Below are 26,236 nucleotides of genomic sequence, written 5' to 3' on the forward strand. Positions count from 1 at the left end.
TCCATGGCCGCCACGACGACCCATGCAAGACCGCCCCGACGCGTTCTGCTCATCGTCAGCGGCGGCATCGCAGCCTACAAGGCGCTCGAACTGGTTCGCCTGCTGCGAACGGCCGGTGTCGGAGTCCGATGTGTCCTCACCCGTGCCGCCAGTGAATTTGTCACGCCTCTGTCGCTACAGGCTCTGAGTGGCGAGCCTGTTCATCAGGATCTGTTTTCCCTGACCGATGAGCAGGAAATGGGGCATATCGCCCTCTCCCGCTCGGCGGATCTTGTGGTCGTCGCGCCTGCCACAGCCAATATTCTGGCCAAAATGGCATCGGGCCTTGCTGACGATCTCGCCAGTACCCTGCTGCTGGCCACCGACACCCCCGTTATGGTGGCTCCTGCCATGAATGTGCGGATGTGGGAGCATCCTGCGACACGCACGAACATGCACACGCTGCGTCAGCGCGATGTGATCGTCGTGGGACCGGACGAAGGCGAAATGGCGTGCGGCGAATACGGTCCCGGTCGTCTGGTGGAGCCAGTCGCACTGCGTGACGCCATCCTCGCTCACCTTGAGACGCCTTCTTCCGGCAGTCCCGGCGAGAGCGCCTCCGCACCTGTTTCAGGCCACCAGCCTCCAGCCGCGCAGGCATGCAGTTCCCCTGCCGTCAGCCTGCGCGGCGGGTCTCTGTCGCATCGCGAACAGGGCGCATCTCAGGAAGCGTCATCACACTGGCGTCCCCTCATCGGCAAACATGCGCTGGTGACGGCGGGACCGACGCACGAGCCGATTGATCCTGTGCGTTATCTGGGCAACCGCTCCTCCGGTCTGCAGGGCTACGCCATTGCCGGCGCTCTTGCTGATCTGGGTGCCCAGGTCATCCTGATCAGCGGACCGACCTCCCTGCTGGCTCCCTCCAATGTCTCCCTGATCCGGGTCGAGACAGCGCAGCAGATGGAAGCAGCCGTCATCGCTTCTCTCCCGGCTGATATCGCTGTCTGTGCGGCGGCCGTTGCCGACTGGCGTGTGGCTGATCCGGTTTCGTCCAAGGTCAAGAAACAGGCAGGTTCTCCTCCGCCCTCATTCGTCCTCGAACCGAATCCCGATATTCTCGCCCGCATTTCCAGACCGGGTCCGACCCGTCCTGCTCTGGTGGTTGGATTTGCCGCCGAGACCGATGATGTCGAAGCCAACGCCATCGCCAAACGTCAGCGCAAGGGTTGCGACTGGATTGTCGCCAATGACGTCTCGACAGGCACGAATGTCATGGGCGGCACGGAAAACACGGTTATGCTGATCACCGAAGATGGCGTGGAACACTGGCCTCTGATGGCCAAAACGACACTCGCGCTCAATCTGGGCCGCCGTATTGCCCTCCGCTTCGGGGCTCCCGCTCTTGCAACCAGGGAAGAAGGCCGCCAATGACGCTGCCTGCTCTACCACTCTCGGAAACGGATCTCTTTTTGTGAATGCACCGGTTGTCCAGGTCGCCGTCCTGCGCCTGCCTCGCTCGGAAGGGCTTCCCCTGCCATCCTATGCCACCACCGGTGCCGCTGGCATGGATCTTCTGGCCGCCATCGACAGCACGCTGACAGTGCCGCCGGGCGCCCGCGTCCTGATTCCCACAGGGCTCTGCATCGCGCTGCCCGCAGGTTATGAGCTGCAAATCCGTCCCCGCTCCGGCCTCGCCCTGAAGCATGGCATCACACTTCCCAATTCACCCGGAACGATAGACGAAGACTATCGCGGTGAATTATGCGTTATTCTGATGAACGCCGGACAGGAAGCCTTTACGGTGGAACGGGGCATGCGGATTGCTCAGGCAGTCGTTGCTCCGGTTTTTCGGGTTGCATGGAATGAGGTTGATGACCTTGAGGCGACGGAACGTGGCGCTGGTGGTTTTGGCAGCACGGGCACACACTCCTCCTGACAGAGACGTGAATCGCGTCCGACGCGTCGGACGACACCGTTCCAGACGACACACGGTCCGATGAGCAGCACATCCTTTTTATCCGACGCTGCGGGGCTCACCAGAAGACTCAGTCATGATTCCCCCCGTCTGGCGATGATCGTGGCGATGCTCTGCGTCGTAGGGGTTCTGCTGGGTTTCGGCTCCAACGCCACGACATGGTTTGGCACCGTCTTGTCCGAGCCCCCGCAGCCCGCGGAATCTTTACCGCTTGCAGCGCTGCCTTTCGCGCTGGCCGTCACCACTGCGCGTGTCGTGGCTTGGTTCGCCATTTCCTTCCTGTGCGCTCTTGCGGGCGCCGCACTGGTCTTTGGACGGGAAAAACCCGGACAGGTATCACTCGCTCTGCTTGAGATCGTGCAGGCTGTTCCGATTCCGGCCTTCATGATTCTCATTCTGCCTGTCTGTTTCGGCACTCATGGCTGGCTTGCCGGCCATGCCATCGCGGGCGAGGTTCTCATCGGCGCCCCGGCATTCGCCGCACTCACCTTTCCCATGATGGGCGCGGCCATCCGTGCGCATCAGGATGTACCTCCCCATCTCGTGCTGGCCGTACGCAGCTTCGGTCTTCGGGCATGGCCACGCTTCTGGAGACTCTACGCACCGTTCGGGCTGCCTGCTGTCGTCAGAAACATCGCACGCGCCATGCCGAATGTCTGGCTCGGCCTCACTTTTGCCGAGGTCTATGCGGGGATGAAAGGACTGCCTCTCCCGCCGGGACTGGGCGGTTATGCCGTATCCTCCATCAGGGAAAATGCATCGGTAGCCTTCACACTCACACTTCTGGCCATGGGGTGTCTTGTCATGGTGACAGATCTTGTGATTGTCCGCCCCATGAAAAAATGGGGCCAGCGCTTTGACAGGAACGCCTCCGCACGCTCATCGTCCCCCCTTCTCTTCGGGGACATTCCTTTGGTTGGACGCATGCTTACCGATGCGTCACGACTTCTGAGAATTATCGGCAACCTGCCGCTTGGCCCCCCACCACGGGCAACCGTTCTGGATGACCCGGAGGAAACGCCCCGGATCATCGCACTGGTCATCCCTGCCCTTCTTGGGGTGAGCGGTCTGCTGGCATGTGCTGCCTCGCCCGAGGGACTCCCTGATCCCGACGAACTGCTTCGTGCCGGATTTCTCGGCATCGGCGAGTTGCTGACACTGCTGGTTCCGCTGGGCGTCTGCTCCATCGCCCTGCTTCCCATCGCCGTCGCCCTGAAATGCTGGGCTGATCCGATCCTTCCGATCCTCCGTTTTTTAACGCTTTTTCCTGCGGTGCTACTTTTCCCGCTTGTCATTGCTCTGGTGGGCCCGGAGTCCTTTCTGTCTCCTCTGATGTTTGTTGGACTGCCGTTTTTTCTCGCCTTCCATCTGCTGGTTGGCGTTCGGGATTTTCCGCGAAATTTGCGGGAGGTTGCACGAGCCTATCGAATACGCGGGTGGCTCAGATGGAAGACCATCCTGTTGCCCGGCCTTGCACAGTCATGGCTGAGTGGCGTCCATAGGGCGTTCTTCTGGAGCTGGAACGCCATTATTGCCGCCGATATGACCCTGTGGGGCACGCACATTTCCGAACACGGGCTGATCGGTCGTTCCATTATCGACGCCACCAGCAAGGGCGACATGGCGCAGGCCTCTCTTGGCGTCATGGTCATGACGCTGCTGGCCATAGGAAGCGAAGTGCTGATCTGGAGGCCGCTGGGTCTTTACGTCAGACGCCGCACAGCCGGGCAAGTGGCGGATCTGCCCTGATCATGCGCTCTCTTTGCATTCAGGGTTTTTCTGTTTCAAATGGCTTGTCAGGCTGACATCAGATGGTCTCCAGACATCAACGCGCAGGATAAGCACCATGTTTTCCGCTGACGCACCGCCCTCACTGGAAGAAAGACCTTTCTCCGCATCGCTGACAGATGAGCCGTTGCTATCGCTGCGCGATGTGGGACAGTCCTATCATCGGGATTCATCAACCGATGTCCAGATCCTCGACGGAGTTTCCCTTGATGTGAAATCAGGAGAAATTGTCGGACTGCTCGGTCGTTCCGGATCTGGGAAATCCATGTTGCTCCGCATCATGGCCGGTCTTCTCATTCCCAGCAGCGGAACGGTTCTCTGGCGTGGCGCTCCTCTGAAACGCCCTATTGCCGGACTGGCGATGGTGTTTCAGTCCCCTTCCCTGTTTCCGTGGCTGAACCTGCAGGACAATGTCGAACTGGCTCTTGAGGCTGACGGCATGAAAGGAAAGGACCGGAAGCCGCGGGCTGAAGAGGCCATCGACCTGATCGGACTGGGCGGCTATGAAAATGCATGGCCGCACGAACTGTCGGGCGGCCTGTCCCAGCGAGCCGGCCTGGCGCGCGCTCTTGCGGTCCATCCCGATCTTCTGCTGATGGATGAGCCCTTTTCATCACTCGATGTTCTGACGGCAGAGAATCTGCGTACGGATCTGGTCGAACTGTGGTGCGAGAAGAAGCTGCCGGTGCAATCAATACTGATGGTGACACACAGTATCGAAGAAGCCGTTCTGATGTGTGACCGCATTCTTGTCTTTGCGGCAAACCCTGGTCACGTTGAACATGAGGTTACGGTGCCGCTTGCTCATCCACGCGTGCGTGATGACCCTGCGTTTCTGGAAATTGTTGATCATATCTACACATTAATGACACGGCGCACTCCGGTCATCTCCGAGGCCGAACTGCCTGACATGACCATCGCGCAGACTGCGCAACCGCTGCATCTTCCGATCGCGTCTGTTTCTGTGGGCAGTATGGTAGGGCTGATCGAGGCGCTGGCTGCTCCGCCCGTCAACGGTCGGGCCGATCTTCCTCTGCTCGCCGCAAAAGCGCATCTTGAACTCGACGATCTGTTTCCTCTTGTCGAGGCCCTGCAAATTCTCGAACTTGCGGAAGTTGAAGATGGCGATCTTCTGCTGACAATCGAAGCACAGCGTTTCGCGGAAAGTGAAATTGACGAACGCAAGACGATCCTGCGCCATGCCCTGCTGAATGCCGTGCCATTGGTCAAAACCATCTGCGCCGTGCTGGATGAGCGACCAAGTCATAATGTCGGCGCGGATCGTTTCCGGGAAGAATTATGCGAGAGCATGTCAGCAGCTTACGCCCAGCAGACTTTACAGACCATTATCTCCTGGGCCCGCTACGCAGAGCTGTTCGATTACAATGAAGAATCCGACCAGCTTTTTCTCAACAGGGATAGCGCAACCTGATCTTCAGGGTAACGCTGTGTAGCGCAGCATCACCAACACGCCTGAGCCTGGTCTCAAGAGATCGACCGGAGCATAATACTTTTGCTCAAGCTGCAAAAATTACACTCCGATCAACGATTTTCATAAATTCGTTATTTTATCGGGCAGGCTTGCGGAATTTGTAAACCACCTGATCCGTATGCCCTTTTATGCTCTCATCAAAGACGGGGACAGAGTGGGTATCCTGAGTATTACGCAACGCGCGGCTTTCACTTTCAAAGACAAAGCCAGCCTTTTCGACCTGTGAGCGGATCAGGGCTGGATCAATACGATGTAATGTTCTTGCTGTTTCGGGAAGGCTGCCAGCAGCCGCGACATGGTCAATCACCATATACACACCACCGGGCCGTAGAAGATTGAAAACAGACCGGTCAAAAGCCAGGGCGGCGTCGGTTCCTCGACTGTAGACATCATGATAGTTCTGAGAGGTCCAGGCTACATCAACAGGTGTAGGAAGCGACAGGGCCTGCATTGACTCGACCAGAACCGAGACATTGGAAAATGCTGGATCAGCTGCGATCGCCTTGACCGCATCAGCGGCATCGGGTTTTTCAGCCACGCGCTCCGCAGCGACAAGCGCATAAACATGCCCTGTCTTGCCAACAACATTACTGAAAATGCGTGTAAAATATCCTTGTCCGGGCATGAGATCCGCGACTTTCATGCCCGGGCCCATACCAGCAAACGCCAGCAGTTCAGCCGGCTTGCGGGTCTTGTCTCGCGCACGATCAACCTCAGGACGATCCTTATTGGAAAGCGCTACCGCAATCGGGAGTGTTCTGACCTGATTGCTTTTAAAAACAGACTGAGCCTGCACGGTATGTGTGGCAGTCAATCCTGCTCCTGCCAGCAGGCCCATGACTGAACACATGATGAACTTTCTATGCATTTTTTATCCTTCCTCAAAAGAAAAAGCCCCACTTCATTACGAAGCAGGGCTTTTCGCATGAACTTACCAGCGTGGATCAGGACCTTTGACAATCTCGGACAGATCGTCAGGACGTACCCATTTGCTGAAAGCTCCCTTCACATCAGCGGCGGTCGCCTTGTAATAGGCATGGGCTGCAATATCGGGAGTATCGAGAGGTAACCCCAATTCGATCAGGCGTAGATATTCACCTGCAATCGCTCCAAGACTGGCGCGCCCCAGTGGAATACCGCGCAGAAGCGAGGATTTGGCGACAACCAGTTCATCATCGGTCACAGGTGAAACCTGCATGGCGTGAATATCACGCACCGCGGCTTTCCGGGCCTCTCCGACTTTATCTGGATCCGCACCATAAGAGACCGAATAGGCTCCACGGTTACGGCTCCAGTCGAAACTGCTGCTGACGGAATAGACATAGCCTGTTTTCACACGCAGATCGCGATACAGACGGGATGAGAAACCGCCTCCCAGCACCTCATTCCCGAGTGTAAGCAGGAAATGGTCCGGATTGGTCGGCGTCAGTCCGAGGCTTTCCGGCAGAACAACCGTATCCTGCACGTTGCTCTTGTCAGGCACATGAGAACGGGAGGCCTTGCTCTCCGGTCTTGTCGGCAGATCGACAACCGGCTTCGGACCTGTCGCCTTCCATGCTCCGAAGGTTTTCTCAACGACAGTTCGTGCCTGTCCGGGCGTCACATCGCCGGTCACGACAATCGTCGTCATGTCCGGCCGCCACACAGCGCCATAATAGGCTTTCACATCGTTGAGCGAGAGGGCCATCAATGTTTTCGGTGTTGCCTCACGCAGTGTCGGATCACCCTTGGGCGATACAGACGCCGTGATGGCGCGGCTGAAGAGATAGCCCGGCGACTGCAACTGTCCGGCCTGTTCCTGCGCCGCCTGCTGCCTCACAATCTGGAACGCCTGATCCGGGAAGGCAGGCTGGAGTTCATTTTCCGCAAGCAACGTCATGCCCTGCTCGAAACTGGCAGCAGGAACCCGTAGCGAAAATTCCACTCCGGCGCTTTCCCAGGCGGGCACATCGTCCAGCGCCTTGCGAAAAGCCAGACGATCATGTTTCTGCGTGCCGTAGCCGAAAAGTTCCTCCGTCACGTCGGAGACCCCTTCCTTGCCCTGCGGCTCCTGCAGGTCCGAGTTATGACGGATCAGCCCGGCAACCTCGATGGTCTGACTGACGTGTGACGGGTGCACGATCAGAGTCAGACCATTCGGAAGCGTTTCAACAGAAGGTGCAGTGGCTGGCTCCGGAATATCCAGCCTTGCCAGGGCTTTTTCAGCCCAGTCAGGAAGTCTGACCGGCTTGTCAGGAGCTGACGCAAAGGATTCCGCGCCGCCAAACCCTTTACCTTCAATCGGTTTTCCGGAATTTTCAGGTGTAAGAATGGCTGTTACGGCGCGATCAGGATCCAGAAGCTGCGCCGCCATCCGATTGACATCTTCCGGCGTCACAGCGCGATAGGCTGCGATCATATCATCCGGCGACTGAAGATTTTTGAAGGCGAGTGCTTCAGACCAGCTTTCGGCAAGACCACTCACGGAGTTTGCCGAGAACCCGAGCTGAGCGATTTCCTTGGTCTTTGCGGCCTCAACAAGCTCGGCCGGAACACCGTTTTTCCGAATATCCGCCAATATGGACCGGACATACGTCAGAACCTTGCCTGAATCACCGCCTTTCGGAAAAGCAGCCAGAGCCAGACCGAAACCTGCCGATTTTTTCGGTGCAAATTCAAATCCGGCGAAAAGCGCCTTGCCAGCCGGCACCAACTGGTAGAGCGCTCCACGCTGGCTCCCCAGCACATCGGACAGAATATCCGCAGCAGCGAACTCTTTCGCACTCTGCCCCGGCATCGGGAAGGCGATTGTCGCGAAACCCACAGGATAGTCTGTCGGGAAAGTCAGGGTCTGCGCGGGTGCTGGTGCGGGCGTTACGGCAGTGCGGTCAGGCAATGTCTTGCTGGGGATGGATCCAAAGATGTCCCGAACCTTCCCAATGGTCGCCTCTGGATCGACATCACCTGCAATAACGAGAACAGCATTGTTCGGCGCATACCACTGCTCGTAAAACTTCCTGAGAAGCGCTGCATCTGTCTTATCGAAAGAAGGGCGCGTTCCCAGCGCGTCATGTTCGTATGGCGTTCCCTTGAACAGGATCGACTGCAACTGCGAGATATAACGATAAGCCGGGCTGGAGAGATCGCGGGAGACTTCCTGCTCGATCGCGCCACGCTCCTTGTTCCAGTCTGCGTCTGACAGTGTCAGTCCCTTCATACGCAGAGCTTCAATCCGCAGCAGCACATCGAGATCTTCTGCGGGGGCCGTGTAGTAATACTGCGTCACGTCTTCCGTGGTGTCCGCATTGTAGCTGCCACCAAGACGCGCGCCGAGAGCGGCAAGCTGATCCTTGTCCAGCCCGTCACTGCCCCGGAACATCATGTGTTCCAGCGCATGTGCCGTGCCCGGAAACCCCGCCGGGGCTTCGGACGATCCGACCATATAATTCAGTTCAGTCGTGACGACCGGCGCGAGCCTGTCCTGCACCACGACAACACGCAGTCCGTTCGGCAGGGTTGCTCTGGTTACTGAGGGAACCTGCCGGGTGACAGGCTCCGCTTCACGAGCGACCGCCTGAGGGAACAGCGTGATCCCGCCCGACATACCTGCTTCCGTCATGCTGCCGCCAAGCATGGTTCCAGCAAGCAGCGCAGCGCAGAAGAGTGGACGAAATGTGCCGAAGGTCTTGAAAAACATCGTGCAGTTGCAATCCCGTAGCGTCTAACTGCGCGGGATCATGCAGGCTGGCGACTGATCTGTCACCTCTTGGGGTCTTCTAAAACCCGCTCATGAAACATTCTTCATAAAGTAAAAAAAGTGTGACCCAATCGACGATCAGACCTTCCTTTTCAGCCGGACATGCTTTTTCAAGCCTCTTTTCCCGACCCACGTGAATAGAGGCAGCACGAAACGCAGAAGTCCCGGCCAGCACATGCAGATCCGCCCGAAGATGCCGTCCACCGCAGGTCGGAAATACTCCCCGCCATTGGAACGACCAATCGCCCTGATGACAGTAGCCGCCACGCTTTCAGGCGTTGCAGGCGGATTGACGAAGTTCAGGACCGAGCCGCCGCTTTGCATTTCCTGCTCCAGCATCGGCGTGTCCACCGCACCGGGAAAAACTGAAGACACTGAAATTTTCCTTGCCTTGACCTCGATCGTCAACGCCAGAGCAAAGCTGCGCAGGGCTGCTTTTGCCGCAGCGTAAACAGAGCTTTCGGGAAGCGGATAAACTGCCGCCAGAGAATTGACGAAAGCGATATGCCCTCCCTGCTTCATCACCGGCAGCAGAAGAGACGTCAGAAAAACCGGCGCCGTAAAATTGACGGCAAGCTGCCGTTGAAGCGCATCAGCCTTCAGGCCGTCGATGGCTCCCGGCTCAATAATGCCCGCACAGTGAACGAGAGCCTCAATCTGCACGTTTGCGTTCACGATTTCTGAACCGGCGCGCTCAATAGCGGTCGTATCTGTCAGATCGCAGGCAATATGGGACAGACGGGCATGGGACAGCGGGGGTGCGCGACGACTCAGCACCATGACTTCATAACCGAGATTCAGCAGATCACGGACAACAAGGCTCCCGATTCCCCCCGACCCTCCGGTCACAACCGCGCGGGGCCATCGCGCCCCGGCACGCGGTGTTTCGCTGAAGTCAGTCGCCTTGCTCATACTCAGTCCCTGAAAATCGAACAGTGTATCCAGTTGGGCCATACCTTAGCTACTGCTTTCCGGGCTGGCGACTATTCCGTTTTTTTCAAGCGCATCCCACACAGCCAGACGGGCATTGTTGGCAATGGTATCGACACTCCGCGGTGAGGACGTCTTGCCGGAGATCTTCACAATCACCTTGTCAAACTGGATCTCGGCAATCGTGACGGAAGGAGCGGGATCATTCAGCAGCCCATCAACCTCGCCCAGCGCCGCCGCCATGACAGGAATTCCTTTCGACAGATCCGTGCCCATAGGCAACCCTACAGTGAAAGACATGGCTCCCGAAGGACGTCCGAATGTCGCGTTTCTGACGGCTGAAGTGATGAACTGCGAGTTCGGCACGATCAGGGTCGAGCCGTCAGACAATCCCAGATCCGTCGAACGCACGCTGATCCGCCGGATATCACCAGTCTTTCCACCGATCTCCACCATATCACCTATCGTGACCGGTCGCTCGGCCAGCAGAATGATGCCGGACACAAAATTCTGCACAATCGACTGGAGACCAAAACCGATACCGACTGACAGGGCGCTGACAACCCAGGTCATGCTGCTGACCGTCACTCCTATGGACGACATGACAATCAGAATGATGCCGATCCAGGAAGCATAGGTGAAGATCGTGAGGATGGATGTCTGACCTCCCATATCCAGAGTCGTGGTGGGAAAGAGACGTTTTCTAAGCCAGCGTTTTACGATTTTTATGAAATAGTGTCCGGCTACCGGGATAGCGAGGCATTTCAGCAGGACATCGAACGAGAGCGTCACGCCGCCGATGCTCTGCCCCAGCACGACCTTGCTTATGTTCCCGAAAATCACACTGAAATCGAAATCGCCTCCGGACTGCGCCACAGCGACCGCAACAAAAAGCAGGAAGACGCTGAAAAGCCCTGACATGACGGTCATCGTCTGATCGATGATCCGGTCGGACAAACCCATTGACACAAAATAACGACCAATACGACCGTTACTCAGCAGTTCCGTTTTGGAGAAATCATTGACCAGCAGATAAACCAGTGCAAGGCCGAAAAGCGTGACGACCATGGAACAGACCCAGGACAGGGTCGTGTACCCAAGAGGAATATAGCCAAGCAGCATGGCGATGACGCTGAAGACCGATACGAAGGAAATCAGCACCCGAGTTATGCGGCCCAGCATACTCTGACGCACGACGCCGCCTTCCGCGATCGGAGCCGGATGACGTTCGATCTGGAGCGGAATCGCCAGAAGCAACGGGGCGGCAAGCAGAATAAATCCGCCATCCAGCAACTGTATCGTCGTCTGCCCCAGCCCTGCTTCCATATCAAAATACCGCAAGGCTCCGCGCAGGAAGATCAGAAGCGCGAACCATACGACATGCCAGCGGAGGGCTTTCGCTGCACTGTCGCTGATCGGCAGAACGCGCCAGTCCGGATTGCCGGGAGCAAGGGTTGCAAAACCCGCTCCCAGAATGAAGCCAACCAGAGGAATCTGTGTGCTGACCGTGCTCGCCATGCTGGCGAGAGCACTTCCATCCGGCATATCCCCACCAGTGACGCCCAACCAGAGCGCGCCCGCGGACAGGCTGGCGCAGACGAGGCAGAGTGGCGCGAAGAGAGCGACCGCAGTGACGCGGCGCAGCCTTCCATCAGGCACGAGCCTGGCTGCGGCCCGTCTGATCTGTCGCAAAAGAAAAAACGGGGTCGAGACCAGGCAGCCAACAGCGACCAGGGAACCAAGCAGGCGGGCGATCCCCCACCCCCGGAAATCCTGCATGACAGTTTGCAGCGTTTCTGAATAGATGGTCAGAATACTCTGTTCGGTCGCAGGAAACTCCTGCGACACGTGTCTCCAGAATGTAGGCGTGACAGGAGAGGCAAATCTCTGGAGCAGCAGGGCCTGCTGCACTGCGTCCGTCTTCTGGCTGAGAACTTCCGCAAGGGCGTGCGCCTCAAGCGCGTAAAGACGCGCCCTGATGAGCCGCCCGTGCAGATCACTTTGAGCCTGCTGGATCAACTTCCGTTGCCGGGTGATTGACGCCTGTTCCGCAGGGGCATCCTTCGCTGGGGCGTCTCCCAGAACATCCAGAAGATTCTTGTATGTTTTTTCATAGGGCTGGAGCTTGGCCACCATACCCTGTGCGGATATTTCATCTGCTGCAGCCTGTTGCGCCAGTTCATTCACAGTGATCTTGTGAAGGTCTGCGGTTTTCTTCACATCGATTCGTGCCTGATAGACACTGCGGATGGAGGCTTCCAGACCATTCAGGTCGCTGTCAGGAACGACGGCGGCCGGAACGGCGATAAGGGAATCCTGATCGGGCTCGGTATCCGCAAACGCAGGCGACATCATGAACAGCGCCATCAGGCACAGGAAAAAACTGCGGACAGGATAATTCTTCAACTCAAAGAACTGACGATCGCGCATCGTGCGTGTCTCAAACATCAATAGCCCTGCCTGCCCATTCCCACTGTCACTGATGTGGCTGACCACCGGTCGCACATATCGGATGATCTCATTGATAACTCACAAAAAGCATTTTCGTTCGCCCTGAACCGCCAGACATTCCCACAGGTCAGTCTTTTCGCCATGATGAGCCCGTCCTCACGAAAGCCCGGTTACGCCGTACGGACAAGTGCCTTGTGGCGCTGTTTTTTCTTCTGTCTGGCTGGGAGGCCCGATGCACCACTCCGATACGTCGCGCGAACTGACTGTGCGTGGCCTTGTTCTCGGCGCCCTGATCACTGTCGTCTTCACTGCCTCCAACACCTATCTGGGTCTGAAAATCGGGCTGACATTCGCCTCCTCGATCCCGGCGGCCGTGATTTCCATGGCAGTCCTGAGACTGATGGGGGGAGGAAGCATTCTCGAAAACAACATGGTCCAGAGTCAGGCTTCAGCCGCCGGGACCATCTCGACCGTCTTCGCTGTGTTTCCAGCCCTGATCCTGATCGGACACTGGAATCATTTCCCTTTTCTGGAAACGGCGGGACTGACTGCTGCGGGAGGGATGGCCGGCGTTCTGTTCACCATTCCGCTTCGTCGGGCGCTGGTGACGGACAGTCCTCTCCCCTATCCAGAAGGTGTCGCTGCTGCTGAAATCCTGCGCGCCGGACATGAAAGCGCTTCCGGCGAGGCGTCTCATCGCGGTCTGAAAGCCCTGATCAGCGGCGCAGCCGTGTCCGGAGTGGTTTCCTTTGCATCAGGTGGGCTGCGCCTTCTCGCTGACAGCGCCACGACGACCTTCTCGCTTGGCGGCTCTGTCTTCCGACTGTCCACCGGCTTTTCCCTCGCACTTCTCGGTGCAGGATATCTGGTGGGTGCCGCAGGAGGACTGGCGATGCTGTTCGGTTATGCTCTCTCGTGGCTGGTGGCCGTGCCCTGGCTGACAGCCATCACGCCCAACACCGCTCACCTCGATGCTGCATCCTTCGCAACGTCTGTCTGGGTTCACAAGGTCCGGTTTATCGGAGCGGGTGCCATTGCCACCGCCTCCCTGTGGACGCTTGGCGAACTGGCGCTGCCGGTTTTCCGGGGCGTCAGAGACGCTCTTGGCAGCACTGCAAGCAGCGAAGACGCAGCGAAAGACCTGTCTCCCCGTACAATCATGATCACAGGCTCATTGCTGTCAGCCGCCCTGTTTCTGCTGTTCAGCCTGTTCCTCTACCCCTTCACCTCGCATTTTGTGGTGCCAGCCCTGTTCGGTACTGCCTTTCTTGGTGTGTTCGGCTTTCTCACGGCTGCGACCTGCGGCTATATGGCCGGGCTTGTCGGGTCATCGTCCTCGCCGATCTCGGGCATCGTTCTGCTGGCCACCGTTCTGGTCTGTTCACTACTTATGCTTATGGAACATCTGGCGCTGCTGCCTTCAGTTTTCGCAGCCAGTGACCATCATCTGGCCATCGCCTTTGCGATGGTGATTCTGTCGGCGATCGTGGCGGCGGCTTCCATCTCCAATGACAACCTGCAGGATCTGAAAACAGGACAACTGGTCGGTGCGTCCCCATGGCGACAGGAAGCCGTTCTGCTGCTGGGATGCGCGATTGGCGCGCTTGTCGTACCCCCTGTACTCAATCTGCTTTATCAGGCCTATGGCTTTGCGGGCGCGATGCCGCGTGCGGAGATGGACCCGACGCGTGTCCTCTCGGCTCCGCAGCCTGCCATCGTCACCATGATCGCTTCCGGAATTTTCAGGCAGAATCTCGACTGGAGTATGCTCTCGATCGGTGCTGGAACCGGCATCACTCTGGTTGTTCTGGACCGGATACTCCGTTTCCGTGGGTTGGCCCTCCCACCACTGGCGGTAGGGATCGGCATCTATCTGCCGCCCTCCGTCTCCACAACACTCGCCATCGGGGCCTGCCTTGGATGGGTTGTAAAAAAAGTTGCTTCTCACCGTGCGGGGCAGTCGGACGAAGGCGCAATGATCGCCTCCGGGCTGATCGTAGGCGAAAGCCTGACCGGTGTGGCGCTTGCAGCCGTTTCCGGCCTCACCGGAAATGACGGTGTTCTGGCAATTGGAGGCGGTGTTCCCGCGCCATGGAACGGCGTTTCCGGCCTGCTGGTCTTTGCTGCCGTCTGCCTGTGGTTTGGCCGCCGCGTTCTGAAATCCGGGCCTGCATGAAAGCGTCCTGCTTCCGGAGCCGTCAGCCGGACGATGTTGTCAGCGGGATGGATGTAGAGATTCGCGGCACCATGAAAAGGCTTTGATAGAACGTGATTCCAGGTACGAATTTGTTCGCGACACGTGGGGTATAATTATACGTCACCTCGCCGAGAATCAGATAGGTTGTGTCAGAATCAGAACTGGCTGAAGCTGCGGGAATTGAAACAGTGGATCCTACAGCCCTGGGACCAGTATTAAGCGCCTGACTCCAGACCACGGTACCCGTCCCTCCCCCTGACGCCACCTGGACTTCAGAGACAACCATCTTGGCGGAAGTCGTGGGATAGGGCTCCAGCACCACCGTGGAGGCTGACAGGATCACCGACAGATCTGTATTTGCCACGGTGGAATACTGTGTCGTCACATCGGCAATAGAGTGCGCTGCGGCTGTCACCTTGTGTGACACAACGACAGCCTCCTCCAGCGCCGTCCCGCCAATCAGCATGATCAGCAGAATGGGCGCTATGAGAGCGAATTCAACAGCCGCAACCCCTTCTTCCGCCCGGAGAAATGCTGGCCAGCGCTTCACGAAGCCGGCTCCACCTTGAGCACGGTTGTCGAAATGATCAACCGGGAACCATTGGTGAGCGACGCTGCTGCAAACCCGTCAAAGGCTTTCAGGACCGGAAGCATGTACATCAGTTCGAACACGACAATGCTGCCGGCGGAGCCCGGATCATAGCTCATGGAATTCGTCACCTGACCGGCGGAATTAAACGCAAGTTGTGGCGCCGTCGTGCTGGCGTCCGCCAGACTGCTGACTGACCGCACATTTACAAGAAGATTGGAGCAACTCATGTATGACGGCAGAATCGCACAGGCCTGACTCTTGAATTCGTCTCCATTGCCCGATGCCGGGGCCTTCCCTGTCAGAAGTTCGCGTGACATCTGATCAGCAACAGCGTCGAGTGCGCTTTGGGTGAAATAGACGACGCTCATGACCAGCGCGGCCAGTATCAGCGCGAAAAGAGGCATACAGATGAGCGCAAACTCAATCGCGACAACCCCTGTCTGGTCAGAGACATCCCTACGGATCTGGCGGCGAAACAGGTGTGAGAACACTGGCCTGCCGCCGACTTGCGGACATGGCGATTCAGCCTGGCTGTTCATACCGCAATCCAGATCATGACCCTGTGAAAGCGCACCGGATAGGACTACCGTTTTGTTGAGATCAGAATGTTTATAGTCTCCATGCCTCTTAAAAATGGGTTTACGATCTCATGAGAGTCCCATCCCGAAAGAAAATGAGCGTACGGGCAGCCGACATGCGAGACCAATGCCTCAGATTCCCTGCCGGAAAGAGCTGACGGATGAAAACAGTGTTTGCCCTGCCAGTGGAAGGTATGACCTGCGCGGCCTGTGCTGCGCGTCTGGAAAAGGTTCTGAACCGGCTGCCGGGCTTAAACGCTCAGGTCAGCTTCGCCACGCGCAAGGCGGCGCTCACGCTTGATCCGGATCACGCGCCCCTGAAAGAGATCACGGAGGCGGTCGAACGCGCCGGGTTCAGCGTCATGCCCGAACACATCACCCTCGCCATCGAAGGCATGACCTGCGCGTCCTGCAGTGCGCGGATCACCAAGGTTCTTGAACGTCAGGACGGGGTTTCCGCCAGCGTCAACCTGGCCAATGGCAAGGCCGAGATCGATTTCATTCCCGGCGCTGTCACGGTCAATGATCTGATCGGCATCATCACAAAAGCCGGATTCAGCGCCACCGTCGCCGGTACCGACGACACGGCCCGCAAGGCGCGCCGCCAGCAGGAAAAGCGTCGTCTGCAACTGGAACTGGCCGCTGGCATCCTCCTGACCGCGCCGCTGCTCCTGGAAATGGTGGGCGGCATGCACCTGATGCTGCCACGCTGGATCCAGCTTGTGCTGGCCACGCTGGTCCAGTTCGGTCTGGGTGCGAAGTTCTATCGCGGCGCGTGGGTGGCGTTGCGCGGTGGAGGCGCCAACATGGACGTCCTCGTCGCACTGGGCACAACGGTCGCGTGGTTTGCGAGCGCCGTTATCACCGTCTCCGGACTGCCCGAGCAGGTCTGGTTCGAATCTGGCGCGACCGTTTTGACGCTGGTCACGGCTGGACGCCTGATGGAAACCGGAGCCAGGAACCGGGCGGCGGCCGGTGTGGAAAGGCTTGCCCGTCTCCAGCCGGTTACCGCGCATGTCGAAACATCAGACGGTGTGCAGGACCGTCCAGCAGCTTCACTCACCACGGGTGATGTGTTCGTTATCCGGCCCGGTGAGGCCGTGCCGACAGACGGATTGATCCTGAGCGGTGAATCCAGTCTGGATGAGGCGATGCTGACCGGCGAAAGCATGCCGGTCGGACGCGGTCCCGGCGATCCGGTGCGGGGCGGCACGATCAATGGCGCCGGGGTGCTGCGGGTCCGGGCGACAGCGGTGGGAGCCGATACGGCCCTCGCCCGGATCACCCGCATGGTGGATGAAGCCGAGGGCTCGAAAGCGCCGATAGAGCGGCTGGTTGACCGGGTCTCCGGAATCTTTGTGCCCGTCATTCTTGTCATCGCCCTGCTGACGCTTGGTGGCGGCTGGCTCGTCACAGGCTCGTTTGATCGCAGCCTGATCAACACCGTCGCCGTGCTGGTCGTGGCCTGCCCGTGCGCGCTGGGTCTGGCCACACCCACCGCGATCATGGTGGGAGCCGGTCGTGGAGCGGCGGCGGGACTACTGTTCCGCTCCGCCGAGGCGCTGGAGCAGACGGGGCGCATCGGCGTTCTGCTGATGGACAAGACCGGCACCCTGACGGAAGGACGTCCGCAGGTTTCCGGAATATTTCCCCAGGATGGCGTGACAGAAACAGAACTGCTTGCCCTGGCGGCGGGGCTGGAGGGGGATTCAGCTCATCCGCTGGCCAGAGCCGTGCGGGAGGCTGCGGCTACACGGCAGATTGCGCCGGATGTGATTGATGGCAACAGGGCCGTCACGGGGCATGGTCTGGAAGGCGTCCATGAAGGCGCGGGCGTCAGATTGGGCTCGGCGCGTTTCCTCGGGAAAACGCCGTCAGGTGATGCCGGGAACGCAATGTCATCGGGAGAGACGCTGATCGGTGTCGAAAAAGACACTGCGCTTCTGGGCTGGCTCGCCGTTGCCGACACCATCCGTCCGGATGCGGTTCAGGCCGTTGCCCTGCTGAAGCATTACGGAATCCGCCCGGTCATGGTCACCGGCGACACGCAGGCCGCAGCTCTCCGCGTCGCCGAGGCGGTCGGGATTTCCGAGGTACAGGCGGAAGTTCTGCCCGGCGACAAGGCGGACGCCGTGAAAAAGGCCCGGGCAGGCGTGACTTCCGGCACACTGATCGGCATGGCGGGCGATGGCATCAATGACGCCCCTGCCCTCGCCAGCGCCGATGTCGGGATCGCCATGGGGGGAGGCACCGATGTTGCGCTGGAAACGGCTGATGTGGTGCTGATGCGCTCCCGTCTTCTGGCACTGGTGGACGCTGTCAGCCTCTCGCGGGCGACATCGCGCAAGATACGTCAGAACCTGTTTTTTGCCTGCATCTATAACGCACTGGGAGTTCCCCTCGCCGCCTTCGGCGTGCTGCCGCCGATGCTTTCCGGAGCGGCCATGGCCATGAGTTCCGTCTCCGTCGTCGCCAGCGCGTTGCTGCTGAACCGCTGGAAGCCGCTGTCCGCTCGGAATACGGGCCGTTCAGAATGACGATCAGGGCCCGGGAGTGGACAAGCCTGTCCTGTCAGTGGATGCTTGCAGAAAGCTGATCCGCGGATCGACCACAAATTTTCAAGGAAGAACGCTCATGGAATCCACAACACTCATGGTACAGGGCATGACCTGCGAGGGATGCGTGTCTTCCGTCAAACGCGCACTGGAAGGCATTCCCGGCGTGAAATCCGCAGAGCCGTCTCTGGAAAAAGGCACGGTGAAGATTGACTACGATCCCAAGGAAACGGGGCCGCGCAATTTCAGACCTTCCATCGAAGCCGCCGGTTTCGAGGTGATCGGCTGATTTCAGCCCACCTTATCCCTCCCGTGTCATGCGAACAGCACGCGGGGGGAATGCCGCCATTCGCCTTCCCCGCGGCTGGCGGTCATGGCAGAAGTCGTGGCTGACTGGGTGCGCATGAAAGCCCGGTCTGCCTGACAAGAATTCGAGAACGAACGAGGAATGACTGTGACGTCTTCAACCAGTTCCAGCCTGCGCAGAAACGTCAGAAACTGGCTTGTTCCGGGCGTGCTTCTCTGTCTTTCGGGCTGTGCCGCCGAGACCGGCCGGATGTGGAACGATACGGACGCATCCTGTCTTCGGAAACAGATGGGCAATGCTGTGCATTCGTCCTTTCCTCTGGCGGCCAACACCTGCCAGCGCCTGACAAATCACGGTTTCATTTTTGGTGAGGCAAGCGCGAAGCCCATTCCGCTTGAACTGCACAATGCGCCCGACCTGCAGGCGCTCGCAGAGGAATATGGCTACAGCTACAACAAGTAAGCTGTTTCAGCTTTCCAGCTCGACATCCCAGTAGAGATAATCCCGCCAGCTATCGTGCAGATAGTTCGGCGGAAAAGCGCGTCCATTGTCCTGCAATTCCCATGAAGAGGGCTGGGCCGGCTGCCTGCGGGGGAACATGCGGATTTCGTGCGGCATCCGCGACCCCTTCAGCAGGTTGCAGGTGCTGCAGGCGGTCACGATGTTTTCCCATGTCGTCCGCCCACCACGACTGCGGGGGATGACATGATCGAATGTCAGGTCATGGGTGGGAAGCTGGTCATGGCAGTACTGGCAGGAAAAATTGTCCCGCAGAAAAAGATTGAAGCGGGTAAAGGCTGGTCTGCGGGCTGTCGGGACATATTCCTTCAGTGCGATGACGCTCGGCAACCGCATGCTGCGGCTCGGAGAATGCACTTCCTCGTCATATTCGCTCAGCACCGATACCCGGTCGAGGCAGACGGCCTTGATCGTGTCCTGCCATGACCAGAGGGATAGCGGGAAGTAGGAGAGTGGTCTGAAATCTGCGTTCAAAACGAGTGATGGATAGTGCATACTGCCAGCCGACAAGGCGCGCTTCCTTTTCCCGGAGACGGCTCATGATCCGCTATTGGCAAACTCGAAACTGCATACCAAGGGTCACGCGTCGTCGAGAAGTCTTACGAAAGTATAAGCGCAGCTTTTTTCAGACTGCAAGGCAAGTTCGCCCCATAAAACATGAGGTTTCCGTGACAGTCAGTCTGAACGACACCTTTCCGTTTAACGCCTAAACATGACAGTTTCAGCTTTTTACAAGCAGAACCATTGGGTTACACGCTTCGCCCCCAGCCCCACAGGCCCTCTGCATCTCGGCCATATCGCCGCTGCTTTTTTTGCCCGGCGACATGCGGACCATGGTGGACGGTTCCTGTTGCGTATCGAAGACATCGACACGGCGCGCTGCCGTGAGGTTTTCATTCAGGACGCGTTGGATGATCTGACCTGGACAGGACTGCGCTGGGAGAAAGCCGTTCTCCGGCAATCGGCCCGTCTGCCGCTTTATCGAGCGACTCTTGACGCTCTTCGGCGCCAGGGGCTGGTATATCCCTGTTTTTGCACACGGACTGATGTGGCGCGGGAAGCAGCAGCCGCCTTTTCAGCACCACATCACACACCGGACGGCAGTCTGCTTTATCCCGGAACCTGCCGTCGTCTGGCTGACGCCGAACGCGCTGAACGGATTGCAGCAGGCGATCCTTACGCTTTACGGCTCGATGTTCGGAAAGCGTTGGACAGACTGGGCAATCCTCCCCTCACCTATCAGGATCTCGATCACGGGGCTGTCGCCTGCTTTCCCGACCTGTTCGGTGACGTGGTGCTGGCGCGGAAGGATACGCCTGCTTCCTATCATCTGTGTGTCACGCACGATGATGCGGCTCAGGGTGTCTCGCTCGTGACTCGCGGAGAGGAACTGCGGGACGTCACGGCCATTCACCGCCTGCTACAGGAACTGATGAAGTGGCCTGAACCTGTTTACGCCTTTCACCCGCTTCTGATGGATCCGGACGGCAAAAAACTCTCCAAGCGTGACGGCGCGCTCTCCATCAGAACCATGCGCGAAGCAGGGCTGAGTCCCGCTGAGGTGCGAAGGGCGGCTGGTATTATTCTCTGACCGTATGAAATTTATTCCATACAGGGACTGAAATCGGACGTAAGGACGGTCATCCTCCGCCGTGTCGTAACCCGACATGATTTAATGCGGAGATTTTAGAGCTACATGACTTCTTACACGTCACGCTGGACCATTGCTGATGCACTCAAGGTTCACGCGGACGACCCGACCACAACGATGCCCATGATCGACCAGAACTTCCCGACGATGGATGAGTCGGTGATGATCTGGGACACGGGCGCACTTCGCAACATTCATGGCCAGACCGTCACATTTAAGGGGTGGCATGTTATCTGGTCGCTCGCGGTCGACAAGATCGACATGAGCAATGACGATATTTATGACGAATGGCATTCCCGCAACGACCGCGCCTATATCGGTTACTGGTATTCCCGCACAGGCAATGGCGCTGACTGGCAGTGGGGTGGCCGTCTTCTGAACCCATCCGCCGATCTTCGTCCGCATGAATGGTCCGGTGGCCTGGTCATGCGTGAAGGCACGGGCAACGTCGTCGACATGTTCTATACATCCGAAGCTGATTCCCCGATCAACCAGTCCGTTCCGTCTGTTTCCACCGGTCGGATCTTTGCCGATGCGGACGGTGTCTGGTTCAAAGGTTTCAAGACCACAACGGAAATGTTCTCGGCGGATGGCATTCATAACGCCAACTCCCAGCAGGATGAATACTTCGACTTCCGTGACCCGCATCCGTTCGTAAATCCGGCCGATGGCCGCGTCTACTGCCTTTATGAGAGCAATGTCGCCGGTATGCGCGGTCAGTTTACGATTGGCGGCGAAGAACAGGGTGTTCTGCCTCCCGGTTTTGCTGTTGATGCCGGCGCACAGTATGGCGCTGCCTCCATCGGCATCGCCGTGCTTGATGACGGCGCTTACAAGAGCGGCGATTTTTCAACCGCACGCTGGACACAGCTCGATCCGCTCGTCACAGCGCTTGGTGTGAACGATCAGATGGAACGTCCGCACATCGTGTTCCGTGACAACCTGACGTATCTGTTCACGATCAGCCATCACAGCACCTACAGCGGTGACCTGTCCGGTCCGGACGGCGTTTACGGCTTTGTCTCCGAAAACGGCCTTTTCGGTCCCTACAAGCCGCTGAACTCTTCCGGTCTGGTTCTGGGCAATCCGTCGAGCGCTCCTTACGAAACCTATTCCCACTTCGTGGACCCGGATGGTTACGTGCAGGCGTTCATCGACACACTCCCGGCTCCAGGAGAAGATCCCAACAACCCGGCAACTTTCCGGATTGGCGCGACTCTTTCCCCGACCGTGAAGCTGGAACTCGACGGTGACCGCACCTTCATCTCGGAAGTCCACGGTTATGGTCAGATCTATGCACAGGCTGCGTGGCCGGTAGGCAGTGCATGGGATCATCGTCCGGCAACGGTCTGATCTTTCTGCACCGCCTCAGCAGATCATGATTCCGTGATCTGACTGTACATTACGGTAAAAACCGGAGACCGGCGTTGCAATGCAGCGCCGGTTTTCTGGTGTTGCCTGAACCCTGAACACATGTTCCCCGGCGATCATCCTGCTGTCATCACAGGAACCGGTTCCTCATTGAGGAAAAAACCTCTATCGTGCCGCGCCGTCGGCGTGGGGCCGACCACCGGAGCCGGAAGAACTCCGGACTTCATTTCCCAGGATCGAAACCTATGTCCTTCATTGCCGACCGCCTGAACAAGATCAGCCCGAGCCAGACCATTGCCATCTCGGCAAAAGCCCGCGCGCTCAAGGCGGCAGGCCGGGACATTATCAGCCTCTCCGCGGGCGAGCCTGATTTCGACACCCCCGCCGGCATCAAGGCGGCGGCCATCAAGGCCATCGAAACCGGCCAGACGAAATATACGGACGTCTCCGGCACCCCTGCCCTGCGCGCCGCCGTCGCCGAGCGTTTCCGGCTGGATTCCGGCCTGGACTACAAGCCCGAGGAAATCATTGTTTCCACCGGCGGCAAGCAGGTGATCTACAACGCGATGGTCGCCACCATCAACAAAGGTGACGAGGCGATCATCCCCGCACCGTGCTGGGTGTCCTATCCCGACATCGTGGCGCTGGCCGATGGCATCCCGGTGATCGTGCCCTGCCATGCCAAAAACGGTTTCAAACTGACGGCGGAAGAGCTCGAAGCCGCCATCACACCGAAGACCAAATGGTTCTTCCTGAATTCACCCTGCAACCCGACAGGCGCGACCTATTCGGCTGAAGATCTGCGTCCTCTCTGCGACGTGCTGCTGAAGCACCCGCATGTCTGGATCTTCACCGACGATATCTACGCCAAGCTGGTCTATGACGGTTTCAAACCCGCGACCATCGTGCAGGTCGAACCGCGTCTGCGTGACCGCACCGTCACCATGAACGGCGTGTCGAAAGCTTACGCCATGACCGGCTGGCGCATCGGCTTTTCCGGCGCGCCGCTGGAACTGACCAAGGCGATGAACAAGCTTCAGGGACAGTCCACCTCCAACCCCTGCTCCATCGCACAGGCCGCAGCACTCGAAGCCGTCAGCGGCCCGCAGGACTTCATCGACACAATGTGCGAGACCTATCGCGAGCGCCGCGATCTGGTCGTGTCCATGCTCAATCAGGCTTCCGGCATCACCTGTGGTCGTCCTGAAGGCGCGTTTTACGTCTTCCCGTCAATGAGCGGCTGCCTCGGCAAGCGTACCCAGAAAGGCGTGATCATCGATACGGATGAAGCGTTTGTGACGGCCCTGCTGGATGAAGAAGGCGTCGCCGCCGTGCATGGTTCGGCGTTCATGTTCGCCGGACATTTCCGCGTCTCCTATGCCACGGATACGGAAAGCCTGCGTGAAGCCTGCACCCGTATCCAGCGTTTCTGCGCCAGCCTGAGCTGAAGGAGACAGGCTCGCCATGACCGCTATCGCTTCGGGACCAACGCTTGCCCATCGTCTTGAAGGACTTCCCGCTCCCGCGACCATTGAGATGGCGCGACGGGCCAGAGAACTGAGAGCCGAGGGGCACAAGGTCATTTCACTGGCGCTTGGCGAGCCTGATTTTCCGACGCCTGCCGTGGCGATTGAAGCAGCGCATCAGGCCGCGCTGGCGGGAAAGACGAAATACCCGCCGGTGGATGGCACACCGGAACTGAAAGCAGCCGTCGCCCGCAAATTCAGCCGTGAGAACGCTCTGGACTTCGCGACCGACGAACTGATGGTCTCCAACGGCGGCAAGCAGGTCATCTTCAACGCCTTCATGGCGACGATCAATCCCGGTGACGAGGTCGTCGTCCCTGCCCCCTACTGGGTGAGTTATCCTCTGATCGCCAGAATGTTCGGCGGCGTCCCGGTCCATCCGGTCTGTGATGAATCTGATGGATTCAGCCTGAAGCCCGAGCGTCTGGCCGCCGTCATGACGCCCCGCACCAAATGGCTGGTGCTGAATTTCCCGAACAATCCAACGGGTGGCCTGTGTTCGGACAATGATCTGCACGGCATTGCCGAAATTCTTCGCGCCTATCCGGATGTCTGGATTCTGTCCGACGAAATCTATGAACATCTCGTCTTCGACAGCAACCGTTTCACCTCTTTCGCCGCGATTGCGCCGGATCTGAAAGACCGGATCGTCACCATGAACGGCGTCGCCAAGGCGTATGCCATGACGGGCTGGCGCGTTGGTTATGCTGGTGGTCCCAAACGTCTGATCGCCGCCATGCGGAGTGTCCAGAGCAACGCGACCTCCGGAGTCTGCACGGTCGCTCAGGCCGCCGCGGCTGCCGCTCTGGATAGTCCACCGGACCTGATCCACGAGATGGTCGCTACCTATGAACGGCGTCGCAACCTGATGGTCGCCGCGCTGCGGGACATTCCCGGTTTGACATGCGCCAATCCTGCCGGTGCTTTCTACGTCTATCCCGGTATCGCCGGATGTCTTGGTCGTGTCAGCGCAGGCGGACGCAGGCTGGACACAGATACTGATTTCGCCATGGCGTTACTGGAAGAAGCGCATGTCGCTACCGTGCCTGGAAGTGCTTTTGGACTGGCGCCATACCTGCGACTGTCCTGTGCGACAGCGGATGCAACACTGATGGAAGCATGTGAGCGGATAGCAGGGTTTGTCGGGGCATTAAGATAGACGCTGCTGTTTTGGCGGAGCGAATGACAAGCCCGTTTCCAGCCGATGTGAGGCGTAAATAGTCTCGTCTAAACAGCTTATCATCCGGACATGACCAAATCAGAACAGGCTTCAGCAGTAAGCAGGTTTTCGGTCAGCTTACTGTTTTTTGCAAAGCGCTCCGCTTACCAATGCTGATGGCAAGAAACGCCGCAATAACCCCGGCGGTCCCTGCCAGAACAAGCATATCCTGATAACTTCCCTGCGCCTGTCGCAGCATACCGGCAAGAGACGCCGCACAAGCCGCCCCGATCTGATGCCCGAATACAATCCAGCCGAATACGATGGGGGCAGAGCGTTCTCCAAACGCCATATTGGACAGACGCAGGGTTGGTGGAACCGTTGCGATCCAGTCGAGACCGTAGAAAATCCCGAAAATCGTCAGGCTTTCCGGCGAGAAATCAATGAATGGCAGCGCAATCAGCGACAGCCCCCGCAGCCCGTAGTAGGAAAACAGCAGCCAGCGGGCATCCGCTCTGTCGGTCAGCCAGCCGGACAAAGTGGTGCCGACAAGATCGAACAGCCCCATCATGGCGAGATATCCTGCCGCAGGAACCTCTCCGATGCCATGATCGGCACAAATGGCAATGAAGTGCGTGCCAATCAGCCCGTTCGTGGTGAAGCCGCAGACGAAAAAGGTCGCGAACAGAAACCAGAAATCGCGTTTCCTGGCAGCCGACAGCAGAGCCGTTATGGCCGTACGCAGTGGATTCTGGTCCGTATGCCGGAACGGCTCATGATCCGGTTCTGCTCCATGCGGTACCAGACCGCGATCCGCCGGGTATTCGGGCAGGAAAAGAGCCACAAGCGGCACCAGCAGCAAGGTGGTTGCTGCAACTGCCATGACAGGCGCCCGCCATCCAAAACCCTGGACAAGGGCAGCAAGACCCGGCAGGAAAAGCAGTGAACCGGTTGCCGTGCTGGCGGCCAGAAGCCCCATGATCGTGCCGCGACGGGCGAGGAACCAGCGATTCACCACTGTAGCGCCCAGCACCATCGCCACAGCTCCTGTCCCAAGACCTGTCAGCACACCCCAGGTCAGAAAGAACTGCCAGGATTTCGTCATGCCCAGCGACAACAGGGCTGAAACACCAATCAGCAGCAGCGCGCCGATCAGTATGCGACGGATACCGAACCTCTGCATGAGCGCCGCGGAGAAAGGTCCTACGAGACCGTAAAGGAATATTCCCACCGCAGCCGAGATGGAAATGCTGCTGCGGCTCCAGTCCAAGGCTTCCTGCAACGGCATCATAAGCACGCCGGGTGTCGCCCGGACACCGGCCGAAACCAGCAGCGACAGAAACGTGAGTCCAACCACCAGAACGAAAACATGCGGGCGTTGTGTTCTCTTGTCTCTGACCGAGGGAATCTTCATATTACTGACCGGT

20 protein-coding genes are annotated in these 26,236 nt (G+C 58.5%); 12 read left to right on the top strand and 8 right to left on the bottom strand.

Annotation, left to right across the window (positions count from 1 at the left end):
- Window positions 1-3 precede the first annotated feature (3 nt).
- The 4 genes from A0U92_RS09705 (at window position 4) to A0U92_RS09720 (ending at window position 5,177) form a co-directional block, all read left to right on the top strand.
- Window positions 4-1,413: a bifunctional phosphopantothenoylcysteine decarboxylase/phosphopantothenate synthase gene (locus tag A0U92_RS09705; protein WP_077813044.1), complete on the top strand. Its 1,410-nt coding sequence runs from the start codon at window positions 4-6 to the stop codon at window positions 1,411-1,413.
- Between the two features lie 40 nt (window positions 1,414-1,453).
- Complete coding sequence (gene dut / locus A0U92_RS09710; RefSeq protein ID WP_077813045.1) at window positions 1,454-1,918, top strand: dUTP diphosphatase; 465 nt, start codon at window positions 1,454-1,456, stop codon at window positions 1,916-1,918.
- Between the two features lie 60 nt (window positions 1,919-1,978).
- Entirely contained in the window at window positions 1,979-3,706 is a 1,728-nt protein-coding gene (locus A0U92_RS09715) for an ABC transporter permease subunit (RefSeq protein WP_077813046.1), read from the top strand.
- 97 nt (window positions 3,707-3,803) lie between these two features.
- Window positions 3,804-5,177 (top strand): ABC transporter ATP-binding protein, encoded by a 1,374-nt coding sequence (locus A0U92_RS09720; protein ID WP_077813047.1) that lies wholly within the window; start codon window positions 3,804-3,806, stop codon window positions 5,175-5,177.
- Between the two features lie 136 nt (window positions 5,178-5,313).
- Here A0U92_RS09720 and A0U92_RS09725 read toward each other — a convergent pair whose 3' ends face one another.
- The 4 genes from A0U92_RS09725 to A0U92_RS09740 all read right to left on the bottom strand — a co-directional run bounded on the left by A0U92_RS09725 (window position 5,314) and on the right by A0U92_RS09740 (window position 12,351).
- Window positions 5,314-6,105, bottom strand: coding sequence for a class I SAM-dependent methyltransferase (locus A0U92_RS09725; RefSeq protein ID WP_077813048.1), 792 nt, complete (start codon window positions 6,103-6,105; stop codon window positions 5,314-5,316).
- A 63-nt stretch (window positions 6,106-6,168) separates the two neighbouring features.
- Window positions 6,169-8,913, bottom strand: a complete 2,745-nt coding sequence (locus A0U92_RS09730; protein ID WP_077813049.1) for a M16 family metallopeptidase — start codon at window positions 8,911-8,913, stop codon at window positions 6,169-6,171.
- A gap of 138 nt (window positions 8,914-9,051) precedes the next feature.
- Window positions 9,052-9,927 carry an SDR family NAD(P)-dependent oxidoreductase gene (locus tag A0U92_RS09735; protein ID WP_236748076.1) on the bottom strand — a complete coding sequence of 292 codons (876 nt, stop codon included), beginning with the start codon at window positions 9,925-9,927 and terminating at the stop codon, window positions 9,052-9,054.
- A gap of 3 nt (window positions 9,928-9,930) precedes the next feature.
- Complete coding sequence (locus A0U92_RS09740) at window positions 9,931-12,351, bottom strand: mechanosensitive ion channel family protein (protein WP_236748077.1); 2,421 nt, start codon at window positions 12,349-12,351, stop codon at window positions 9,931-9,933.
- Window positions 12,352-12,586: 235 nt separating this feature from the next.
- Here A0U92_RS09740 and A0U92_RS09745 point away from each other — a divergent pair, with 235 nt between their 5' ends.
- The gene (locus A0U92_RS09745) at window positions 12,587-14,530 is read left to right on the top strand and encodes an OPT family oligopeptide transporter (RefSeq protein ID WP_077813050.1); all 1,944 of its coding nucleotides are present in this window, start codon (window positions 12,587-12,589) and stop codon (window positions 14,528-14,530) included.
- A 22-nt stretch (window positions 14,531-14,552) separates the two neighbouring features.
- Here A0U92_RS09745 and A0U92_RS09750 read toward each other — a convergent pair whose 3' ends face one another.
- Both A0U92_RS09750 and A0U92_RS09755 read right to left on the bottom strand, forming a co-directional pair.
- Window positions 14,553-15,101 carry a TadE/TadG family type IV pilus assembly protein gene (locus A0U92_RS09750; protein ID WP_077813051.1) on the bottom strand — a complete coding sequence of 183 codons (549 nt, stop codon included), beginning with the start codon at window positions 15,099-15,101 and terminating at the stop codon, window positions 14,553-14,555.
- A complete protein-coding gene (locus A0U92_RS09755; RefSeq protein ID WP_077813052.1) occupies window positions 15,098-15,682 on the bottom strand; it encodes a TadE/TadG family type IV pilus assembly protein in 585 nt (194 codons plus the stop codon). Before A0U92_RS09755 ends, A0U92_RS09750 begins: the two co-directional genes overlap by 4 nt.
- Before the next feature lie 200 nt (window positions 15,683-15,882).
- Here A0U92_RS09755 and A0U92_RS09760 point away from each other — a divergent pair, with 200 nt between their 5' ends.
- The 3 genes from A0U92_RS09760 to A0U92_RS09770 all read left to right on the top strand — a co-directional run bounded on the left by A0U92_RS09760 (window position 15,883) and on the right by A0U92_RS09770 (window position 19,045).
- Window positions 15,883-18,258, top strand: coding sequence for a heavy metal translocating P-type ATPase (locus tag A0U92_RS09760; protein ID WP_077813053.1), 2,376 nt, complete (start codon window positions 15,883-15,885; stop codon window positions 18,256-18,258).
- A 97-nt stretch (window positions 18,259-18,355) separates the two neighbouring features.
- A complete protein-coding gene (locus A0U92_RS09765) occupies window positions 18,356-18,565 on the top strand; it encodes a heavy-metal-associated domain-containing protein (protein WP_077814365.1) in 210 nt (69 codons plus the stop codon).
- Window positions 18,566-18,724: 159 nt separating this feature from the next.
- Entirely contained in the window at window positions 18,725-19,045 is a 321-nt protein-coding gene (locus A0U92_RS09770) for a hypothetical protein (protein ID WP_236748078.1), read from the top strand.
- A gap of 6 nt (window positions 19,046-19,051) precedes the next feature.
- On the opposite strand, the gene A0U92_RS09775 is transcribed toward A0U92_RS09770, so the two are convergent.
- A complete protein-coding gene (locus A0U92_RS09775) occupies window positions 19,052-19,597 on the bottom strand; it encodes an HNH endonuclease (protein WP_187668939.1) in 546 nt (181 codons plus the stop codon).
- Window positions 19,598-19,814: 217 nt separating this feature from the next.
- On the opposite strand from A0U92_RS09775, the gene gluQRS reads away from it, so the two are divergent.
- From gluQRS to A0U92_RS09795, 4 genes are all read left to right on the top strand, one after another.
- The gene (gluQRS, locus tag A0U92_RS09780) at window positions 19,815-20,693 is read left to right on the top strand and encodes a tRNA glutamyl-Q(34) synthetase GluQRS (RefSeq protein ID WP_077813055.1); all 879 of its coding nucleotides are present in this window, start codon (window positions 19,815-19,817) and stop codon (window positions 20,691-20,693) included.
- Between the two features lie 105 nt (window positions 20,694-20,798).
- Window positions 20,799-22,106 (top strand): glycoside hydrolase family 68 protein, encoded by a 1,308-nt coding sequence (locus tag A0U92_RS09785; RefSeq protein WP_077813056.1) that lies wholly within the window; start codon window positions 20,799-20,801, stop codon window positions 22,104-22,106.
- Window positions 22,107-22,369: 263 nt separating this feature from the next.
- Window positions 22,370-23,572, top strand: coding sequence for a pyridoxal phosphate-dependent aminotransferase (locus tag A0U92_RS09790; protein WP_077813057.1), 1,203 nt, complete (start codon window positions 22,370-22,372; stop codon window positions 23,570-23,572).
- A 16-nt stretch (window positions 23,573-23,588) separates the two neighbouring features.
- Complete coding sequence (locus A0U92_RS09795; RefSeq protein WP_077813058.1) at window positions 23,589-24,809, top strand: pyridoxal phosphate-dependent aminotransferase; 1,221 nt, start codon at window positions 23,589-23,591, stop codon at window positions 24,807-24,809.
- A gap of 133 nt (window positions 24,810-24,942) precedes the next feature.
- Here A0U92_RS09795 and A0U92_RS09800 read toward each other — a convergent pair whose 3' ends face one another.
- Complete coding sequence (locus A0U92_RS09800; RefSeq protein WP_149026440.1) at window positions 24,943-26,223, bottom strand: MFS transporter; 1,281 nt, start codon at window positions 26,221-26,223, stop codon at window positions 24,943-24,945.
- Between the last annotated feature and the right edge of the window lie 13 nt (window positions 26,224-26,236).

It is taken from the genome of Acetobacter aceti (genome assembly GCF_002005445.1).
GTDB lineage: Bacteria > Pseudomonadota > Alphaproteobacteria > Acetobacterales > Acetobacteraceae > Acetobacter > Acetobacter aceti_B.

What these genes read in the sequence shown, in the direction of transcription:
- A0U92_RS09755 (WP_077813052.1), bottom strand. Translation starts at nt 15,682, where the DNA reads ATGAACAGCCAGGCTGAATCGCCATGTCCGCAAGTCGGCGGCAGGCCA.
- A0U92_RS09800 (WP_149026440.1), bottom strand. Translation starts at nt 26,223, where the DNA reads ATGAAGATTCCCTCGGTCAGAGACAAGAGAACACAACGCCCGCATGTT.
- gluQRS (WP_077813055.1), top strand. Translation starts at nt 19,815, where the DNA reads ATGACAGTTTCAGCTTTTTACAAGCAGAACCATTGGGTTACACGCTTC.
- A0U92_RS09760 (WP_077813053.1), top strand. Translation starts at nt 15,883, where the DNA reads ATGAAAACAGTGTTTGCCCTGCCAGTGGAAGGTATGACCTGCGCGGCC.
- A0U92_RS09730 (WP_077813049.1), bottom strand. Translation starts at nt 8,913, where the DNA reads ATGTTTTTCAAGACCTTCGGCACATTTCGTCCACTCTTCTGCGCTGCG.
- A0U92_RS09735 (WP_236748076.1), bottom strand. Translation starts at nt 9,927, where the DNA reads ATGGCCCAACTGGATACACTGTTCGATTTTCAGGGACTGAGTATGAGC.
- A0U92_RS09765 (WP_077814365.1), top strand. Translation starts at nt 18,356, where the DNA reads ATGGAATCCACAACACTCATGGTACAGGGCATGACCTGCGAGGGATGC.
- A0U92_RS09705 (WP_077813044.1), top strand. Translation starts at nt 4, where the DNA reads ATGGCCGCCACGACGACCCATGCAAGACCGCCCCGACGCGTTCTGCTC.
- A0U92_RS09720 (WP_077813047.1), top strand. Translation starts at nt 3,804, where the DNA reads ATGTTTTCCGCTGACGCACCGCCCTCACTGGAAGAAAGACCTTTCTCC.
- A0U92_RS09785 (WP_077813056.1), top strand. Translation starts at nt 20,799, where the DNA reads ATGACTTCTTACACGTCACGCTGGACCATTGCTGATGCACTCAAGGTT.
- A0U92_RS09775 (WP_187668939.1), bottom strand. Translation starts at nt 19,597, where the DNA reads ATGCACTATCCATCACTCGTTTTGAACGCAGATTTCAGACCACTCTCC.
- A0U92_RS09745 (WP_077813050.1), top strand. Translation starts at nt 12,587, where the DNA reads ATGCACCACTCCGATACGTCGCGCGAACTGACTGTGCGTGGCCTTGTT.
- A0U92_RS09715 (WP_077813046.1), top strand. Translation starts at nt 1,979, where the DNA reads ATGAGCAGCACATCCTTTTTATCCGACGCTGCGGGGCTCACCAGAAGA.
- A0U92_RS09790 (WP_077813057.1), top strand. Translation starts at nt 22,370, where the DNA reads ATGTCCTTCATTGCCGACCGCCTGAACAAGATCAGCCCGAGCCAGACC.
- A0U92_RS09740 (WP_236748077.1), bottom strand. Translation starts at nt 12,351, where the DNA reads ATGTTTGAGACACGCACGATGCGCGATCGTCAGTTCTTTGAGTTGAAG.
- A0U92_RS09770 (WP_236748078.1), top strand. Translation starts at nt 18,725, where the DNA reads ATGACTGTGACGTCTTCAACCAGTTCCAGCCTGCGCAGAAACGTCAGA.
- A0U92_RS09725 (WP_077813048.1), bottom strand. Translation starts at nt 6,105, where the DNA reads ATGCATAGAAAGTTCATCATGTGTTCAGTCATGGGCCTGCTGGCAGGA.
- A0U92_RS09795 (WP_077813058.1), top strand. Translation starts at nt 23,589, where the DNA reads ATGACCGCTATCGCTTCGGGACCAACGCTTGCCCATCGTCTTGAAGGA.